Source organism: Roseovarius sp. MBR-78, assembly GCF_040547535.1.
Lineage (GTDB): Bacteria > Pseudomonadota > Alphaproteobacteria > Rhodobacterales > Rhodobacteraceae > Roseovarius.
This window is the reverse complement of sequence record NZ_JBEPPX010000010.1, coordinates 111,090-127,019: the sequence shown is the minus strand read 5'-3', so window position 1 is coordinate 127,019 and position 15,930 is coordinate 111,090. Positions and strand designations below refer to the sequence as shown.

14 protein-coding genes are annotated in these 15,930 nt (G+C 64.5%); 6 read left to right on the top strand and 8 right to left on the bottom strand.

Annotated elements, in window-relative coordinates:
- Positions 1-82: 82 nt before the first annotated feature.
- Positions 83-721, top strand: coding sequence for a thiopurine S-methyltransferase (gene tmpT / locus ABIE58_RS10445; RefSeq protein ID WP_354544648.1), 639 nt, complete (start codon positions 83-85; stop codon positions 719-721).
- Here tmpT and ABIE58_RS10440 read toward each other — a convergent pair.
- Complete coding sequence (locus ABIE58_RS10440) at positions 718-1,626, bottom strand: D-amino acid aminotransferase (RefSeq protein ID WP_354544647.1); 909 nt, start codon at positions 1,624-1,626, stop codon at positions 718-720. The two genes, tmpT and ABIE58_RS10440, sit on opposite strands and share 4 nt — an antisense overlap.
- 157 nt (positions 1,627-1,783) lie before the next feature.
- Between ABIE58_RS10440 and msrA the strand changes: the two genes are divergently transcribed.
- Entirely contained in the window at positions 1,784-2,452 is a 669-nt protein-coding gene (gene msrA, locus ABIE58_RS10435; RefSeq protein WP_354544646.1) for a peptide-methionine (S)-S-oxide reductase MsrA, read from the top strand.
- A 24-nt stretch (positions 2,453-2,476) separates the two neighbouring features.
- On the opposite strand, the gene ABIE58_RS10430 is transcribed toward msrA, so the two are convergent.
- Complete coding sequence (locus ABIE58_RS10430) at positions 2,477-4,732, bottom strand: NADP-dependent malic enzyme (protein WP_354544645.1); 2,256 nt, start codon at positions 4,730-4,732, stop codon at positions 2,477-2,479.
- Positions 4,733-4,892: 160 nt separating this feature from the next.
- Between ABIE58_RS10430 and mutS the strand changes: the two genes are divergently transcribed.
- The gene (gene mutS / locus ABIE58_RS10425) at positions 4,893-7,511 is read left to right on the top strand and encodes a DNA mismatch repair protein MutS (RefSeq protein WP_354544668.1); all 2,619 of its coding nucleotides are present in this window, start codon (positions 4,893-4,895) and stop codon (positions 7,509-7,511) included.
- 15 nt (positions 7,512-7,526) lie between these two features.
- Here the strand turns inward: mutS and ABIE58_RS10420 are convergent, their stop codons facing one another.
- A complete protein-coding gene (locus tag ABIE58_RS10420; RefSeq protein ID WP_354544644.1) occupies positions 7,527-8,087 on the bottom strand; it encodes a nucleotide exchange factor GrpE in 561 nt (186 codons plus the stop codon).
- 3 nt (positions 8,088-8,090) lie between these two features.
- Positions 8,091-9,161 carry a heat-inducible transcriptional repressor HrcA gene (hrcA, locus tag ABIE58_RS10415; RefSeq protein WP_354544643.1) on the bottom strand — a complete coding sequence of 357 codons (1,071 nt, stop codon included), beginning with the start codon at positions 9,159-9,161 and terminating at the stop codon, positions 8,091-8,093.
- 117 nt (positions 9,162-9,278) lie between these two features.
- Here hrcA and rph point away from each other — a divergent pair, with 117 nt between their 5' ends.
- The 3 genes from rph to hemW are packed head-to-tail and all read left to right on the top strand — an operon-like array spanning position 9,279 to position 11,743.
- Entirely contained in the window at positions 9,279-9,995 is a 717-nt protein-coding gene (gene rph / locus ABIE58_RS10410) for a ribonuclease PH (protein ID WP_354544642.1), read from the top strand.
- Positions 9,988-10,596 (top strand): RdgB/HAM1 family non-canonical purine NTP pyrophosphatase, encoded by a 609-nt coding sequence (gene rdgB / locus ABIE58_RS10405; protein ID WP_354544641.1) that lies wholly within the window; start codon positions 9,988-9,990, stop codon positions 10,594-10,596. The genes rph and rdgB overlap by 8 nt, the downstream gene beginning before the upstream one ends.
- Entirely contained in the window at positions 10,589-11,743 is a 1,155-nt protein-coding gene (gene hemW, locus ABIE58_RS10400) for a radical SAM family heme chaperone HemW (protein ID WP_354544640.1), read from the top strand. The genes rdgB and hemW overlap by 8 nt, the downstream gene beginning before the upstream one ends.
- 6 nt (positions 11,744-11,749) lie before the next feature.
- On the opposite strand, the gene ABIE58_RS10395 is transcribed toward hemW, so the two are convergent.
- Genes ABIE58_RS10395 through mnmG form a run of 4 tightly spaced genes read right to left on the bottom strand, consistent with a single transcriptional unit; the run spans position 11,750 to position 15,928 of the window.
- Positions 11,750-12,637, bottom strand: coding sequence for a ParB/RepB/Spo0J family partition protein (locus tag ABIE58_RS10395; RefSeq protein ID WP_354544639.1), 888 nt, complete (start codon positions 12,635-12,637; stop codon positions 11,750-11,752).
- Positions 12,638-12,655: 18 nt separating this feature from the next.
- The gene (locus ABIE58_RS10390; RefSeq protein ID WP_354544638.1) at positions 12,656-13,465 is read right to left on the bottom strand and encodes a ParA family protein; all 810 of its coding nucleotides are present in this window, start codon (positions 13,463-13,465) and stop codon (positions 12,656-12,658) included.
- Entirely contained in the window at positions 13,458-14,060 is a 603-nt protein-coding gene (gene rsmG, locus ABIE58_RS10385; protein WP_354544637.1) for a 16S rRNA (guanine(527)-N(7))-methyltransferase RsmG, read from the bottom strand. The genes ABIE58_RS10390 and rsmG overlap by 8 nt, the downstream gene beginning before the upstream one ends.
- Complete coding sequence (gene mnmG, locus ABIE58_RS10380; RefSeq protein WP_354544636.1) at positions 14,057-15,928, bottom strand: tRNA uridine-5-carboxymethylaminomethyl(34) synthesis enzyme MnmG; 1,872 nt, start codon at positions 15,926-15,928, stop codon at positions 14,057-14,059. The genes rsmG and mnmG overlap by 4 nt, the downstream gene beginning before the upstream one ends.
- Positions 15,929-15,930 lie beyond the last annotated feature (2 nt).

Below are 15,930 nucleotides of genomic sequence, written 5' to 3'. Positions count from 1 at the left end.
GCAGCTTGTGACCGGCAAGCACCTTGGCTTTGCCCGCAACTCTGCTACCACTTTAGGGCAGGCGCAACAGGGGGCAGGGGCGATGGACGCGCAATTCTGGCATGACAGGTGGCAAGAGGGGCGGCTCGGGTTTCACGAGGGGCGGGTGAACCGGATGCTGGAGGCGCATATCGGCGCGCTCGGGCTTGATCCGGGGGCGCGTATCCTTGTGCCGCTGTGCGGCAAGGCGGTCGATCTGCCCTGGCTTGCCGCGCAGGGCTATCGGGTCGTGGGGGCGGAACTGAGCGAGCTGGCGGTACGTGGGTTGTTCGAGGCGCTGGAAACAGAGCCTGTTATCGCTGAAAAGGGTCATTTGACGCTCTATTCAGGCGGCGGGATCGAGGTTTTTGCCGGGGATATTTTCGATCTGGAGGCCGCGACGCTTGGCCCGGTCGATGCGATCTATGACCGCGCGGCGCTGGTGGCGCTGCCGTCTGAGATGCGGGCGCGCTACGCGGCGCATCTCGCCGCGCTGACGGGCGCTGCGCCGCAGCTTCTGGTGACGTTCGAATACGATCAGTCGGCGATGGACGGGCCGCCATTCTCGGTGGACGAGGCCGAGGTAGCGCACTGTCACGGCGCGCGCTACCGGATCGAGGTGTTGGAGGATGCAGAGGTGCCGGGGGGCCTCAAGGGCGTGGTCGCGGCGCGGGAAAAGGCGATGCTGTTGCGCCCGGTCTAGGTGGTTTCGCGCTGGATCAGAGCCTTGTAGAGGTGCTGTATCCGGGTCGTGACCGGACCTTGGCCGCCATCGCCGATCACGCGACCGTCGATCTCTCCCACCGGGGTCTGTGCCCCGAACGTGCCGGTAAGAAAGGCCTCGTCGGCACCGTAAGTCTCGACCAGCGAGAAATTTTTCTCATGCACGGGGATGCCATCCTCGCGGCAGAGGTCGATCACCTTTTGGCGAGTGATACCGTTCATGCAGTAGTCACCCGTCGAGGTCCAGACTTCGCCCTTGCGGACGATGAAGAAGTTGCAGGCATTGGTGGTGTTCACGAAGCCGTGAATATCGAGCATCAGCGCCTCGTCGGCCCCGGCCTTTTCGGCGGCGATGCAGGCGAGGATGCAGTTGAGCTTGGAATGCGAATTGAGCTTGGGGTCCTGCGTCATCGGCAGGCCCCGGATATGCGGCACGGTGGCAAGGCGGATCGGACGGGCGATGGCGGGGCGGGAATGCTCCATGATGATGGCCACGGTCGGCCCCTGACGCGACAGCGACGGGTGCTGAAAGGGGCGCGTCTTGACCCCGCGCGTGACCATCAGGCGGGCATGGGCATCGGTGGTCATGCCATTGGCGGTTTGTGTGTCTGTTATGGCCTGAAATACCTCTTCCTGCGTCAGTCCGATATCGAGGTCGATGGCGCGGGCGGCCTCGAAAAGGCGGCTCAAATGCTCATCGACAAAGGCCCATTTGCCATTGTAGAGCCGCAGCCCCTCCCACACCCCGTCACCGAGCATGAATCCGCTGTCATAGACGCTGACAAGCGCCTCGGCGCGCGGCACGATCCGGCCATTGAGCCAGATCAGGATGGTTTCGTTGCGCGCATCCTCCTGCGCGGCGTGGGTGGTTTGGTGATCGGTCATCGCGGCTCCCCTTGTTCGCCCGAGCCTAGCGGGGCGCATGGGCCGGGCCAAGCGGCAATCCGCGCTCACCAGGGCGTGAGGTCACGCGTTTGTCGCTTCGCTGTGATCCAGTCCCGACTTTAAGGTGACACATGGGAACCGTGACAGGGGGTGCGACATGACCATTGGCTTGCGAGAGATAAAGGCGGCAATGCTGGCGCTCTTGATCGCGGCGGCGCTGTGCCTTCAGGGACAGCGCAGCGCGGCGGCAGAGGCGAGGGAACTGGTGGTCGCGGGGGGTTGTTTCTGGTGCGTCGAGGCGGATTTCGAGAAGGTGCGCGGCGTGATCGGGGCCGAATCGGGCTTTGCCGGGGGCACGGTGGAAAATCCAAGTTACAAGCAGGTATCGCGCGGCGGCACCGGGCATCTGGAGGCGGTGCGCATCCGGTTCGATCCCGGTCAGGTGAGCCGGGCGGAGCTTTTGCACCTGTTCCTGCGCTCGATCGACCCGACCGACGCAGGCGGGCAATTCTGCGACCGCGGAGAGAGCTACAGCACGGCGATATTCGTCTCTGATCCGGCGGAAAAGGTGGTTGCGGAGGCGGCGCTTGCCGAGGCCGCCAACGCGCTGGGGCAAGCCGTGGTCACGCCGGTGCGCCCGCTCGATCGGTTCTGGCCGGCGGAGGCGTATCACCAGGATTACCACAAGAGCGGTGCCATCGTGCTCACCCGGTTCGGGCCACGGACCAAGGCCAGCGCCTACAAGCTCTACCGCGAGGCCTGCGGGCGCGATGCGCGGGTGAGGGCACTTTGGGGGCAGGCTGCGCCCTTTGCCGGGGGGTCGTGAGCCGCGCCATCTTGGCCCGAATGCTCAGCCCACCTTGCACGCCGCCAGCACCGCCATGTTGAGGATGTCGTTGGAGGTGAAATTCGACGAACATATCTGGATCGAGGCATCGACGCCCGACAGGATCGGCCCGATCACCGTGGCCCCGGCCATTTCCTGCATCAGCTTGACCGAGATCGAGGCCGAATGGCGGGCGGGCACGACGAGCACGTTGGCGGGGCCGGTGAGGCGCTGGAACGGGTAGGTTTCCTGCGCGCGGGGGTTGAGGGCGACATCGACGGTCATTTCGCCCTCGAATTCGAAATCGACGCCGCGCCGCTCCAGCACCCTCGGCGCGCGGTGCATCTTTTCGGCACGCTCGGAATGCGGGTAGCCAAAGGTGGAGAAGCTGACAAAGGCGACGCGCGGATCGAGACCGAGATGGCGCGCCACGTCGGCACCACGGGTGGCAATGGTGGCAAGGTCCTCCTCGTCGGGCCATTCATGCACCAGCGTATCGGCGATGAGCACGATCCGCCCCTTGTGCAAGAGCGCCGTCACCCCCACCGCGCCATGCGCGGCATCGGCGTCAAAGACGTGGTTGATCCGCTCAAGGATATGCGCGGATTTGCGGGTGGCCCCGGTCACCAGCGCGTCGCCATGCCCATGCGCCAGCATCAGCGCGGCGAAGACGTGCCGGTCGCGCGCGGCGAGGCGGTGGATATCCTGCCGGTCGAACCCCTTGCGTTGCAGGCGGCCATAGAGGAACGCCTTGTAGTCCTCCAGCCGGTCGGTCTTGGCGGCGTTGACGACCTCGAGCTCGCGCACCGCGTCGGCCAGGCCGATGGCGTCGAGCTTGGCCTTTATATCCTCGTCGCGCCCGACCACGAGCGCCTTGCCGAGGCCGGTGCGCTGATATTGCACGGCGGCGCGCAGCACGCGCACATCATCGCCCTCGGCAAAGATCATGCGGGCCTGCGCGCGACGCGCTCGTGCGTTGATCCCGCGCAGGATGCTGGCGGTCGGGTCCATCCGCGATTTGAGCGACAGCTCGTAGGCGTCCATGTCGATGATGGGGCGGCGGGCGGCCCCCGTCGCCATGCCCGCGCGCGCCACGGCGGGCGGAATGACGTGGATCAGGCGCGGATCAAACGGCGTGGGGATGATGTAATCGCGCCCGAAGGTGAGCTTGCGGCCATAGGCCATCGCCACCTCGTCGGGCACATCCTCGCGCGCGAGCCGTGCCAGCGCCTCGGCGCAGGCGATCTTCATCTCGTCGTTGATCGCGCGGGCATGGACATCAAGCGCGCCGCGAAAGAGATAGGGAAAGCCCAGCACGTTGTTGACCTGATTGGGATAATCCGAGCGCCCGGTGGCGACGATGGCATCGGGGCGCACGGCGTGGGCTGCTTCGGGGGTGATCTCGGGATCGGGGTTGGCCATCGCAAAGATCACCGGGTTATCGGCCATGCCTGCGACCATCTCGGGCGTCACCGCGCCCTTGGCCGACACGCCGAGGAACACATCGGCACCTTTCATCGCCTCTTCCAGCGTGCGCAGGTCGGTCTTGACCGCGTGGGCGGATTTCCACTGGTTCATGCCCTCGGTGCGGCCCTGGTAAATCACGCCCTTGGTATCGCACATCAGGCAATTTTCGTTGCGGGCACCCATGTATTTCAGCAATTCGAGACAGGCGATCCCCGCCGCCCCCGCACCGTTGAGAACAATGCGCACATCCTCGATCTTTTTCCCCGACAGGTGCAGCGCGTTGATGAGACCGGCGGCGCAGATCACGGCGGTGCCGTGCTGATCGTCGTGGAAGACGGGAATATCCATCACCTCCTTGAGGCGGCTTTCGATGATGAAGCATTCGGGGGCCTTGATGTCCTCGAGGTTGATGCCGCCAAAGGTCGGCCCCATCAGGCGCACGGCGTTGATGAATTCGTCCGGGTCCTCGGTATCAAGCTCGATGTCGATGGAATTGACATCGGCGAAACGTTTGAAGAGCACGGCCTTGCCCTCCATCACCGGCTTGCCGCCCAGCGCGCCGAGATTGCCGAGGCCAAGAACGGCGGTGCCGTTGGAGATGACAGCGACGAGGTTGCCCTTGTTGGTATAGTCATAGGCCAGTTCCGGGTTGGCCGCGATCTCCTCGCAAGGCACGGCGACACCGGGGGAATAGGCAAGGCTGAGGTCGCGCTGCGTGGTCATCGGCACGGTGGCCGTGATCTCGAACTTGCCGGGCGTCGGCTCGAGGTGAAAGGCAAGCGCCTCTTCGCGGGTGTATTTGGGGTTTGTCATCTGGGCCACCGTGCAATGGGATACCGGCCTGCATAGCGGCGGTTGCGCCGGGGGACAACAGGCACGCGGTTTGGGGTTTCGCCGGAGCGGGAGGATTTATAAGGTCCGCCCAGCGATAAGGAGGGCCGCAGTGAGCGAGACCGGATCGACCGTCACGCCGATGATGGCGCAATATCTGGAGATCAAGGCAGAGCACGCAGATGCGCTCCTGTTCTACCGGATGGGGGATTTCTACGAGCTGTTTTTCGACGATGCGGTGGCCGCCGCCGAGGCGCTCGATATCGCGCTGACCAAGCGGGGCAAGCATCTGGGCGAGGATATCGCCATGTGCGGGGTGCCGGTGCATTCCGCCGAGGGCTACCTCCTGGCGCTCATCCGCAAGGGCTTTCGGGTGGCCATCGCCGAGCAGATGGAAGACCCGGCAGAGGCGAAGAAACGCGGCTCGAAATCGGTGGTGCGGCGCGAGGTGGTGCGGCTCGTGACCCCCGGCACGCTGACCGAGGAGAGCCTGCTCGATGCGCGGCGGCACAATTTCCTTGCGGCCTTTGCCGAGGTGCGGGGCGAGGGGGCGCTGTCTTGGGTCGATATCTCCACCGGCGCGTTTCACGTCATGGCGGTTGCGCGCGGACGGCTGGCGGCGGAACTGGCGCGGCTGGGGCCGCGCGAAGTGGTGGTGATGCAGGGGCATGAGGGCGATCTGGCCGAAACAGTCTCTGAATCCGGGGGGGCGCTGACGACGCTGGGCGCGGCCGCGTTTGACAGCACCGGGGCGGAGGCGCGGCTTTGCGCGCTTTATGGCGTTGGCACGCTGGAGGCCTATGGCGCGTTCGGACGGGCGGAAGTGGCGGCGATGGGGGCCATCGTCGAATGGCTGGAAATCACCCAACGCGGCAAGCTGCCGCTGTTGCGGGTGCCCGTGCGCGAGGCGCAGGGCTCGGCGATGCAGATCGACGCCGCGACGCGGCGCAACCTGGAACTGACCCACGCGCTCGATGGGCGGCGGGCCGGATCGCTTTTGGCCACTATCGACCGAACGGTCACGGCGGGCGGCGGGCGGCTGTTGGAGCGGCGACTGTCAAGCCCGAGCCGTGATCTGACAGAGGTGCAGGCGCGGCTTGATTGCGTGGGTTTTATGGTGGAACAGTCTCGATTACGCAACGATTTGCGCGAGGCGCTGCGGCGAGTGCCGGACCTGGATCGCGCGCTGTCGCGACTGGGGATCGACCGGGGCGGGCCGCGCGATCTGGCGGCGGTGCGCACCGCGCTGGCGCAGGCAGGCGAGATCGCGGGGCGGCTTGACGGGCTGGATCTGCCCGAGCGGCTGCGCGCTGCGGTGGCAGGGCTGCAAGGGCACGAGGCGTTGCGCGATCTGCTGGATCAGGCGCTTGTCGCCGAGCCGCCGCTCTTGGTGCGCGATGGCGGCTTTGTCGCCGCAGGGTATGATGCCGATCTCGACGAGGCGCGGCGGTTGCGCGACGAGGGGCGCGGGGTGATTGCCGGGATGCAGGGGGAATATATCCGGCAGAGCGGAATCGCGTCGCTCAAGATCAAGCATAACAACGTGCTGGGCTATTTCATCGAGGTGACGGCGACCCATGCCGAAAAAATGCTCGCCGCGCCGCTGAACAAAACCTTTAAGCACCGGCAGACCACGGCCAATCAGCTCCGCTTTACCACCATCGAGTTGAGCGAGATGGAGAGCCGCATCCTGAACGCGGGCGGGCGGGCGATAGAGATCGAAAAGCGGGTCTATGATGCCCTGAAAACGGATATTCTGTCACAGGCCGACCGGCGTGGCGAGGCAGCAAGGGGGCTGGCCGAAATTGATCTGGCGGCGGCGCTCGCCGAAATCGCGGCGCAAGAGAACTGGTGCGCGCCACGGGTGGACGAGAGCCGCGCGCTGCATATCGAGGGCGGGCGGCACCCGGTGGTGGAGCGTGCTTTGCGCGCCGAGGGTGGCGGGCCGTTCATCGCCAATGACTGCGACCTTGGCGGCGAGAGCGATATATGGCTGCTGACAGGGCCGAACATGGCCGGTAAATCGACCTTTCTGCGGCAAAACGCGTTGATCGCGCTCCTGGCGCAGATGGGCAGCCATGTGCCGGCGCGGGCGGCGCATATCGGGCTAGTGAGCCAGCTTTTCAGCCGGGTTGGGGCCTCGGACGACCTGGCGCGAGGGCGCTCGACCTTCATGGTGGAGATGGTCGAGACGGCGGCGATCCTCAACCAGGCGGACGCCCATGCGCTGGTGATCCTCGACGAGATCGGGCGCGGGACGGCGACCTATGATGGCCTGAGCATCGCCTGGGCGGTGATGGAGCATCTGCACGATGTGAACGGCTGTCGCGCGCTTTTCGCCACGCATTACCACGAGATGACGCGGCTGAGCGAGCGGCTGGCGCGGGTGGCCAATGCCACGGTCAGCGTGAAAGAGCATGATGGCGAGGTGATTTTCCTGCACGAGGTGCGGCGCGGTGCGGCGGATCGCAGCTATGGTGTGCAGGTGGCGCGGCTGGCGGGGCTGCCCGAGGCGGTGGTGGCGCGGGCGCGGGTGGTGCTCGACGCGCTGGAGCAGGGAGAGCGCGAGGGCGGCGCGGCGCGAACGGCGCTGATCGACGATCTGCCGCTTTTCGCCGCGACGCCCGCGCCTGCGCCGGTGATACGGGCGGATTCAGGCGTGGAAAAGCGGCTGGCCGAGGTGATGCCCGATACGCTCAGCCCGCGCGAGGCGCTGGATTTGATCTATGAATTGAAAGGGCTGGTTGACGGGGCGGGGTGACCCCCGCCCGTGACCTTACTCGCGGTTCGACGATACGCCGACCTGCGCGGGGCGCAGGATGCGATCGTGCAGCATGAAGCCCTGCGCCGAAACCTGGATAATCTCTCCGGCGCGGGTGCCGGGAAGGGGGGCTTCGAACATCGCTTCGTGAATTTGCGGATCGAAACGGTCGCCGATCTGCGGGTCGATCACGGTGATGCCGTGCTTGGCAAACACGTTGCGCAATTCGCGCAGCGTGAGCTCGATCCCCTCGAAAAGGGCGGCGGCACCGGCGCGCTGTTCCTCGGTGAGGGTGTCGAGCGCGCGCTTGAGGTTGTCATGCACCGGGAGCATGTCGCGCGCGAGCCGTGAGCCGCCGTAATTCTCGGCCTCGCGGCGGTCCTTGTCGGAGCGTTTGCGCGCATTCTCGGCATCGGCGAGCGCGCGCATGAACTTGTCCTGAAGCTTGTCACGCTCGGCGCGCAAGGTGGCGATCTCGTCTTCCTGGGGCGAAATTTCCGCCTCCATCGCGGCCTGTTCTTCGGCGGCGGCCTCTTCGATATCGTCGAGGAAACCCTGTTCTTTTGGCTCTGCCATGTCTTACCTCTCACTCCGGTCGGAGATCAGCCTTCCCACGAGCTGTGCCGTGTAGTCCACGATCGGCACGATCCGCCCATAGTTGAGGCGCGTGGGGCCGATAACGCCCACCGCGCCGATGATCTTACGGTCAGCGTTCATATATGGAGAGACGACCAAAGAGGAACCCGAAAGTGAGAAAAGTTTGTTCTCCGAGCCGATAAAAATGCGCACGCCCTCGCCCTCGTCGGCGCGTTCGAGGAATTCGGCGATGTCGCGCTTGCGTTCGAGATCATCAAACAGGATGCGGATACGCTCCAGATCGGCCTCGTCAACATCGGCGTCGATCAGATTCGCGCGGCCGCGCACGATCAGACGTTCGTGATGCTCGCCCTCGTCGGCCCAGACGGCGAGGCCACTTTCGACAAAGGCATGGGCGAGCGCGTCGATTTCCTGCCGCCTTGCGGCGATTTCACGGCTGATGCGGCGCTGCATGTCCGAGAGCGTCTTGCCCTCGACTAGTGCGTTGAGAAAATTGGCAGCCTCGCGCATCGAGCTTGGGGTGTGGCCGGGCGGTGGGGTGAAAACGCGGTTTTCCACCTGGCCATCGGAAAAGACCAGCACCACCAGCGCGCGATCATGGGCAAGGCTGACGAACTCGATATGCTTGATCGGGGCCTCATGCTTGGGCGCAAGCACCAGCGACGCCCCGCGCGTGACCCCCGAAAGCGCCGAGCCGATACTGTCGAGCAGGCCCGCCACGTCGCGCGAATTGCTGGCGATGGTGGAATCGATCAACGCGCGGTCGCTTGCCTCAAGCCCGCCCACCTCGAGCAGGCCATCGACGAACATGCGCAGCCCCTCCTGGGTGGGCACGCGGCCCGCGCTGATATGCGGGCTGCCGAGAAGCCCCATATATTCGAGATCCTGCATCACGTTGCGGATGGTGGCGGCGCTGACCTTCTCGCTGAAATCGCGGGTGAGGGTGCGCGAGCCGACCGGATCACCGGTGGCAAGATAGCCCTCGACCACGCGGCGAAACACCTCGCGCGAGCGGTCGTTGAGCTGGGCAAGATTGGTAGCGTCCTCGGACATCTGCTGCGGTTTCCTTGTCAGACAGGCATTAAAGGCGCTGGGGCGCAAAGGTCAATCGGGGTTGCCATCGCGTGCCGCCCGCATATATGCCGAGGCCAACATCACAAGGGGACAGAGATGCGGCCTTCGGGAAGAGATTTAAGCGAAATGCGGCCTGTTTCAATCGAAACGGGGGTTCTGAAACATGCCGAAGGGTCGTGCCTTATCAAGATGGGCGATACCCATGTTCTGTGCACGGCAACCATCGAAGACCGCGTGCCGCCTTTCGTCAAGGGCACGGGACTTGGCTGGGTGACGGCGGAATACGGGATGCTGCCGCGCTCGACGGGTAGCCGGATGCGGCGCGAGGCCGCCGTAGGCAAGCAGGGCGGGCGCACGGTGGAAATCCAGCGGCTGATCGGGCGGGCGTTACGCGCGGGCGTGGACCGCGTGGCGCTGGGCGAGCGGCAGATCACGCTTGATTGCGACGTGATCCAGGCGGATGGGGGCACGCGCTGCGCCTCGATCACCGGGGGATGGGTGGCTCTGCGGCTGGCGGTGGCCAAGCTGATGAAGGCAGGCGACGTGCTCAGCGATCCGATGGTCGATCCGGTGGCGGCGGTATCTTGCGGGATCTATGCCGGGCAGCCGGTGCTCGATCTCGATTACCCCGAGGACAGCGCCGCGGGCGTTGACGGCAATTTCATCCTCACCGGCACAGGTCGGCTGATCGAGGTGCAGATGAGCGCCGAGGGCGCGACCTATAGCCGGGACGAGATGACCGCGCTGCTCGATCTGGCCGAGAAGGGCGTGGGCGAGTTGGTGGCAAAGCAGCGCGAGGCGGTCGGTGCGTAAGTTTTCAGGCGATACGCTCTTGGTGGCAACGCATAACACCGGCAAGCTGGAGGAGATCGCGCATCTGATGCAGCCCTTTGGCGTGAGCGTCGTGAGCGCGGGCGAAAAGGGGCTGCCCGAGCCGGAAGAGACCGAGACCACGTTCATCGGCAACGCGCGGATCAAGGCGCACGCGGCGGCGCGGGCCACCGGGCTTCCGGCGCTGGCGGATGATTCGGGGATCGTGGTTGATGCGCTGGACGGCGCGCCGGGGGTGTATACGGCGGATTGGGCGGAAACAGGCTCTGGTCGCGATTTCATCATGGCGATGGGAAAGGTGCATGACCGGCTGCGCGAAAGCGGCGCGGCGCAGCCCTGGACGGCGCGGTTTTGCTGCACGTTGGTGCTGGCCTGGCCCGACGGGCATGACGAGGTGTTCGAGGGCAAGGTAGAGGGCCGCGTCGTCTGGCCGATGCGTGGGGCGGAGGGGCATGGCTACGACCCGATCTTTCAGCCCGAGGGGCATGACGTGACATTTGCCGAAATGGATCGCTGGGAGAAGAACCGCATCAGCCATCGCGCCGACGCCTTTGCCAGGATGATCGGCGGCAGCTTTGGCTGAGGATTGGCAGGCGGGGGGCTTTGGCCTCTATGTCCATTGGCCATTTTGCCAGGCGAAATGCCCCTATTGCGATTTCAACAGCCATGTGGCCGAACGGATCGACCACGCGCGCTGGCGCGAGGCTTACCTGAAGGAAATCGCAGTTTACGCCGGTTTGGTGCCTGATCGCGTGCTGACCTCGATCTTTTTCGGGGGTGGCACACCGAGCCTGATGGAGCCGGAAACGGTGGCCGAAGTGATCGCCGCGGCGCGGCGCGCGTGGCCGGTGGCCAATGATCTCGAAGTGACACTGGAAGCCAATCCAACATCGGTGGAGGCGGGGCGGTTCGCGGCCTATGCCGAGGCCGGGGTGAACCGGGTATCGCTGGGCATTCAGGCGCTGAACGACACGGATTTGCAGCGGTTGGGGCGGCGGCATAGCGTGGCGGAGGCCATTCAGGCCTATGAAATAGCACAGAAATTCTTTTCGCGGACAAGCTTTGACTTGATTTACGCGCGACAGGATCAAACGCTGGTGGATTGGCGGGCAGAACTGCGGCTCGCGCTTGATCTCGCGGTGGATCACCTGTCGCTCTATCAACTGACCATCGAGGGCGGCACGGCATTCGGCGACCGTTACGCGGCGGGCAAGCTGCGCGGACTTCCCGAGGAAGACCTTGCCGCCGATATGTATGAGGCGACGCAGGATATCTGCGGGACGGCGGGGCTTGAGGGCTATGAGGTCTCTAACCACGCCAAACCGGGGGCGGAATCGCGGCATAACCTGATCTATTGGCGCTATGGCGATTATGTCGGGATCGGCCCCGGCGCGCATGGGCGGCTTACCCTGAACGGGCAGCGCCATGCCACCGAGGCCTGGCGCGCGCCAGGAAAATGGCTTGATTCGGTGGCGACGGGATCGGGCGAGAGCCTGCGCGATCCGTTGCCCCTTGCGGAGCAGGCCACTGAATATCTGCTGATGGGGCTGCGGCTGCGCGAGGGGATCGACATGGATCGCCACGCGCGGCTCGCCGGTGCGCCGCTCGATCCTGGACGGCTGGCCCATCTTGAAGAGATCGGCATGGTGCGGATCGCGGACAATCGGCTTTGCGCCACCGAATCGGGGCGCGCCGTGCTGAACGCGGTGCTGCGCGACCTGCTGGCCTGAAGCGGGTCAGGCGCTCAGAAGCGCCATCAGCCGATCAAGATCGTCGAGCGAGGCGTAGTGGATGCTGAGCGCGCCACCCTCTTGCCCCGGCTTGTGGTCGATCCGAACGGTCATCGACAGCGCGGCGGAGAGATCCGATTCGAGCGCCCTGGTATCGGCGTCTTTCTCGGCCTTTTCACTGCGCTTGGCGCTCTTTTTCGCCGTGGGATCGGCCTTGGCGAGCTTTTCCGTCTCGCGCACCGATAGCCCTTTTTGAATGATCTTGGCGGAGAGCGCCGAGGCATCGGGCGCGGTGATGAGCGCGCGGGCGTGGCCGGCAGAGAGGCGGCCCTGGCGAAGATGCTCCTGCACATCCTCGGGCAGGTTCAGAAGACGCACGGCATTGGCGATATGGCTGCGGCTCTTGCCCAGAACCTCGGCCAGTTTTTCCTGGGTATGGCCGAATTTCGTCATCAACTGGCTATAGCCTGCGGCCTCTTCGACCGGGTTGAGATCGGCGCGCTGGATATTCTCGATGATCGCGACCTCGAGCACCTCGATATCGGTAAAGCTGCGTAGAAGAACCGGCACCTCGTGCAGCTTGGCCATCTGCGCGGCGCGCCAGCGGCGCTCGCCGGCGACGATTTCATAGGCACCCGGTTCGCGCGGGCTTTCGCGGACGATAAGCGGCTGGATAATGCCCTTTTCCGCGATGGAGCGGGCAAGATCGGCCAGCGCATCGGCGTCGAAATGGCGGCGCGGCTGATCGGGGTTGGGGTGAACCTTTTCCACCGGCAGGCGCATATCGGGCTGCGAACGCTGGGTATCCGTGCTTTCACTGGTCTCGCGAACATCGGCCATCAGCGCCGACAGACCACGCCCAAGGCCGCGGGATTGGGTTTTTTTGGTGCTCACCGCCTCGTTTCCTTCTGGTTAAGCCGCGATGCGCGCATGACGCTGAACGATCTCTTGGGCGAGGTCGCGATAGGCCTGCGCGCCCTTGGAGGTGGAATCATAGGTCAGGACCGGCATGGCGTAGGAAGGCGCCTCGCTCACCCTGACATTGCGGGGAATGCGCGTGGCAAAGACGAGATCACCCAGCGTTTCGCGGGCATCGGCCTCGACCTGGGCAGAGAGGTTGTTACGCCCGTCCACCATCGTCAGAAGCACCCCCTCGATGCGCAGGGCGGAATTCGCGCTCTGGCGCACCTCGCGGATGGTCAGCATGAGCTGCGACAGACCTTCGAGCGCGAAGAACTCGGCCTGAAGCGGGATCAGCACCGAATGCGCGGCAACCATCGCGTTAACGGTAAGCAGGTTGAGCGATGGCGGGCAGTCAATCAGGATATAATCGAGCGAAAGCCCCTCCATCGCGGGCTGTCGCAGCGCGTCATGCAGCAGAAAGCTGCGCTTTTCATTGGCAAGAAGCTCGATATCCGCTGAAGACAGATCGACCGTGGCGGGGATGATCGACAGACGGTCCTGCGAGGTGGCCTGCACCGCGTCGTCAAGCGCCGCCTCGTCGAGGAGAAAATCATAGGTGGTGATCTCGCGCGCATCGGCTTCGATCCCGAGGCCGGTGGAGGCGTTGCCCTGCGGATCAAGATCGACGATCAGCACGCGCGCCCCCGATTCGGCAAGCGCGGCACCGAGGTTGATGGTGGTCGTGGTCTTGCCGACGCCGCCCTTTTGATTGGCGATCGCAATGATGCGGGGGGCGGTGAGGGGACGGGGTTCAGGCACGGGATACTCCTGTGACGCGCAGGATGACGGCAGCGGGGTCTGTCCTGCTTTTATCAACGCTGTGCGAGAATTGCCACTTGCTTTGCGCGTCCGACAGTTCTTGTTGCCATGTCGCGCCCTTGGGAAAGAGCGCGGTGCCCCGAGGGCCAAGATGGCGGGCGGCAAAGCCCAGAAGCGTTGGCAGATCGGCCAGCGCGCGGGCACTGAGGATGTCGGCGGCAAGCGGCTCTGTCTCTTCGATTCGCGCGGTCACGACCGTGGCAGCGAGGTCTGTTTCACGGATCACCGTGCGCAGAAAGGCGGATTTCCGTGCATCCGATTCGACGAGGGTGACGCGAGCAGGGGAGCGAGTTTCGCGCGCGAGGATGGCGATGACAAGGCCGGGAAACCCGCCACCGGAGCCGATATCTGCCCAATGATCGACGGGATGCGCGGCAAGATCATAAAGCTGCGCCGAATCCTCGAAATGCCGCGTCGCCAGGTCGGACAGGGAGGCGCGCGAGACGAGATTGATTCGCGGGTTCCATTTTTCAAGGAGCGCGCCGTAGTGGCTCAGGCGCTCCTTTGTTTCACGTGAAACATCTGGCAGGCTCATGCGCTTTTCGCCCGCCCGCCCCCACGCAAGCAAACGAGGATAACCGCGAGCGCCGCCGGTGTCATCCCATCGATCCGCGCCGCCTGTGCAAGGCTATCGGGGCGGGCGGCGATGAGTTTAGCCTTGAGCTCGCTGGAAAGCCCGTCGATCGGGCTGTAATCAAAGTCGGGTGGAATGGAAATACGCTCATCCCGGCGCAACATGTCCACATCTCGTTCCTGCCGGACGATGTAATTGGCGTATGTCGCGTCCCTCTTAAGCTGCGAAGAGATTTCCGTATCTATCGACGCGAGATCAGGATCAAGCGCAATGAGATCCCTCACCTCGACCCCAGGAAATGACAGGACCTGCATCCCGTTTCGCCGGGTTCCGTCCTGATTAACCGTGATCCCCGTCGCAACGAGATCACGCGGCGTGTAGCTGGCAGCATCCAACCGCGCGCGCGCAGCATCAAGCCGGGCCATCTTGTCCTCGAACACACGCTGGCGCGCCTCGCCGACGCAGCCCGCCTTTATCCCCAGGGGCGTCAGCCGCTGATCCGCGTTATCGGCGCGCAGCGACAGGCGAAACTCGGCCCGCGAGGTGAACATGCGGTAGGGCTCGGTCACGCCCCGCGTGGTGAGATCGTCGATCATCACGCCGATATAGCTGTCGGCCCGGCTGAACGTTACCGGCGGAACGCCCCTTGCGTGACAGGCCGCGGTGAGGCCGGCGACAAGACCTTGGGCCGCCGCCTCTTCATAACCGGTGGTGCCATTGATCTGTCCGGCGAGAAAGAGTCCCGGAACGTCCCGGACCGCAAGCCGCGCATCGAGCGCGCGCGGATCGACATAATCGTATTCAATCGCATAGCCCGGCTGGAGGATATCTGCCCGTTCAAGGCCGATAATGGAGCGAACATAGGCCTCCTGCACCTCCGGCGGTAACGAAGTGGAAATACCGTTCGGGTAGATTACCGAACCAGAAAGGCTTTCTGGTTCGAGGAATATCTGATGCGAAGACTTATCGGCAAATCGGACGATCTTGTCCTCGATAGACGGGCAATAACGCGGGCCGATGCCCTCGATATGGCCGCCATACATAGCAGAGCGACCGAGGTTCTTCCGAATGATCTCATGGGTCGACGGGTTGGTATGTGTGATGCCGCACGACACCTGCCGCGCCACCGGCGCGCGAGAAAGAAAGGAAAACATCACCGGATCGTCATCCGGCGGCTGCGCCTCGAGCACGTCCCAGTTGATGCTCCGCCCGTCAAGCCGCGGCGGGGTGCCGGTCTTGAGGCGGCCAAGCGGAAGGCCGAAACTGTCAATGCGCTCGGCCAGGCGAAGGCTCGGTGGGTCACCCATCCGCCCACCGGGGCGCGAGACATCCCCGATATGGATCACACCGCGAAGAAACGTGCCCGTGGTGAGAATGACGGCCCGTGCAGGAATCTCGCTGCCATCGGCAAGGATCACGCCCGCGACGGCGCGCCCAGCCATCATGAAATCAGCGGCTTCACCTTCGATAATCGTGAGACTTCGCTGCGCCGCGAGGATGCGTTGCATTTCAGTGCGGTAGATTTTCCTGTCGGCCTGCGCCCGCGGGCCTTGGACGGCGGGGCCCTTACGGCGATTGAGCAACCGGAACTGAATTCCGGCACGATCCGCGACACATCCCATGACACCGTCCAGCGCATCTATTTCGCGCACGAGGTGACCCTTGCCCAGGCCACCGACGGCCGGATTACAAGACATGACGCCGATCCCCTCGGTAGACAAGGTGATGAGTGCGGTATGTGCTCCCGTTCGGGCCGCTGCATGGGCAGCTTCTGCCCCAGCATGACCGCCACCAATCACCAGCACGTCGAATTGTTTCACGTGAAACACCT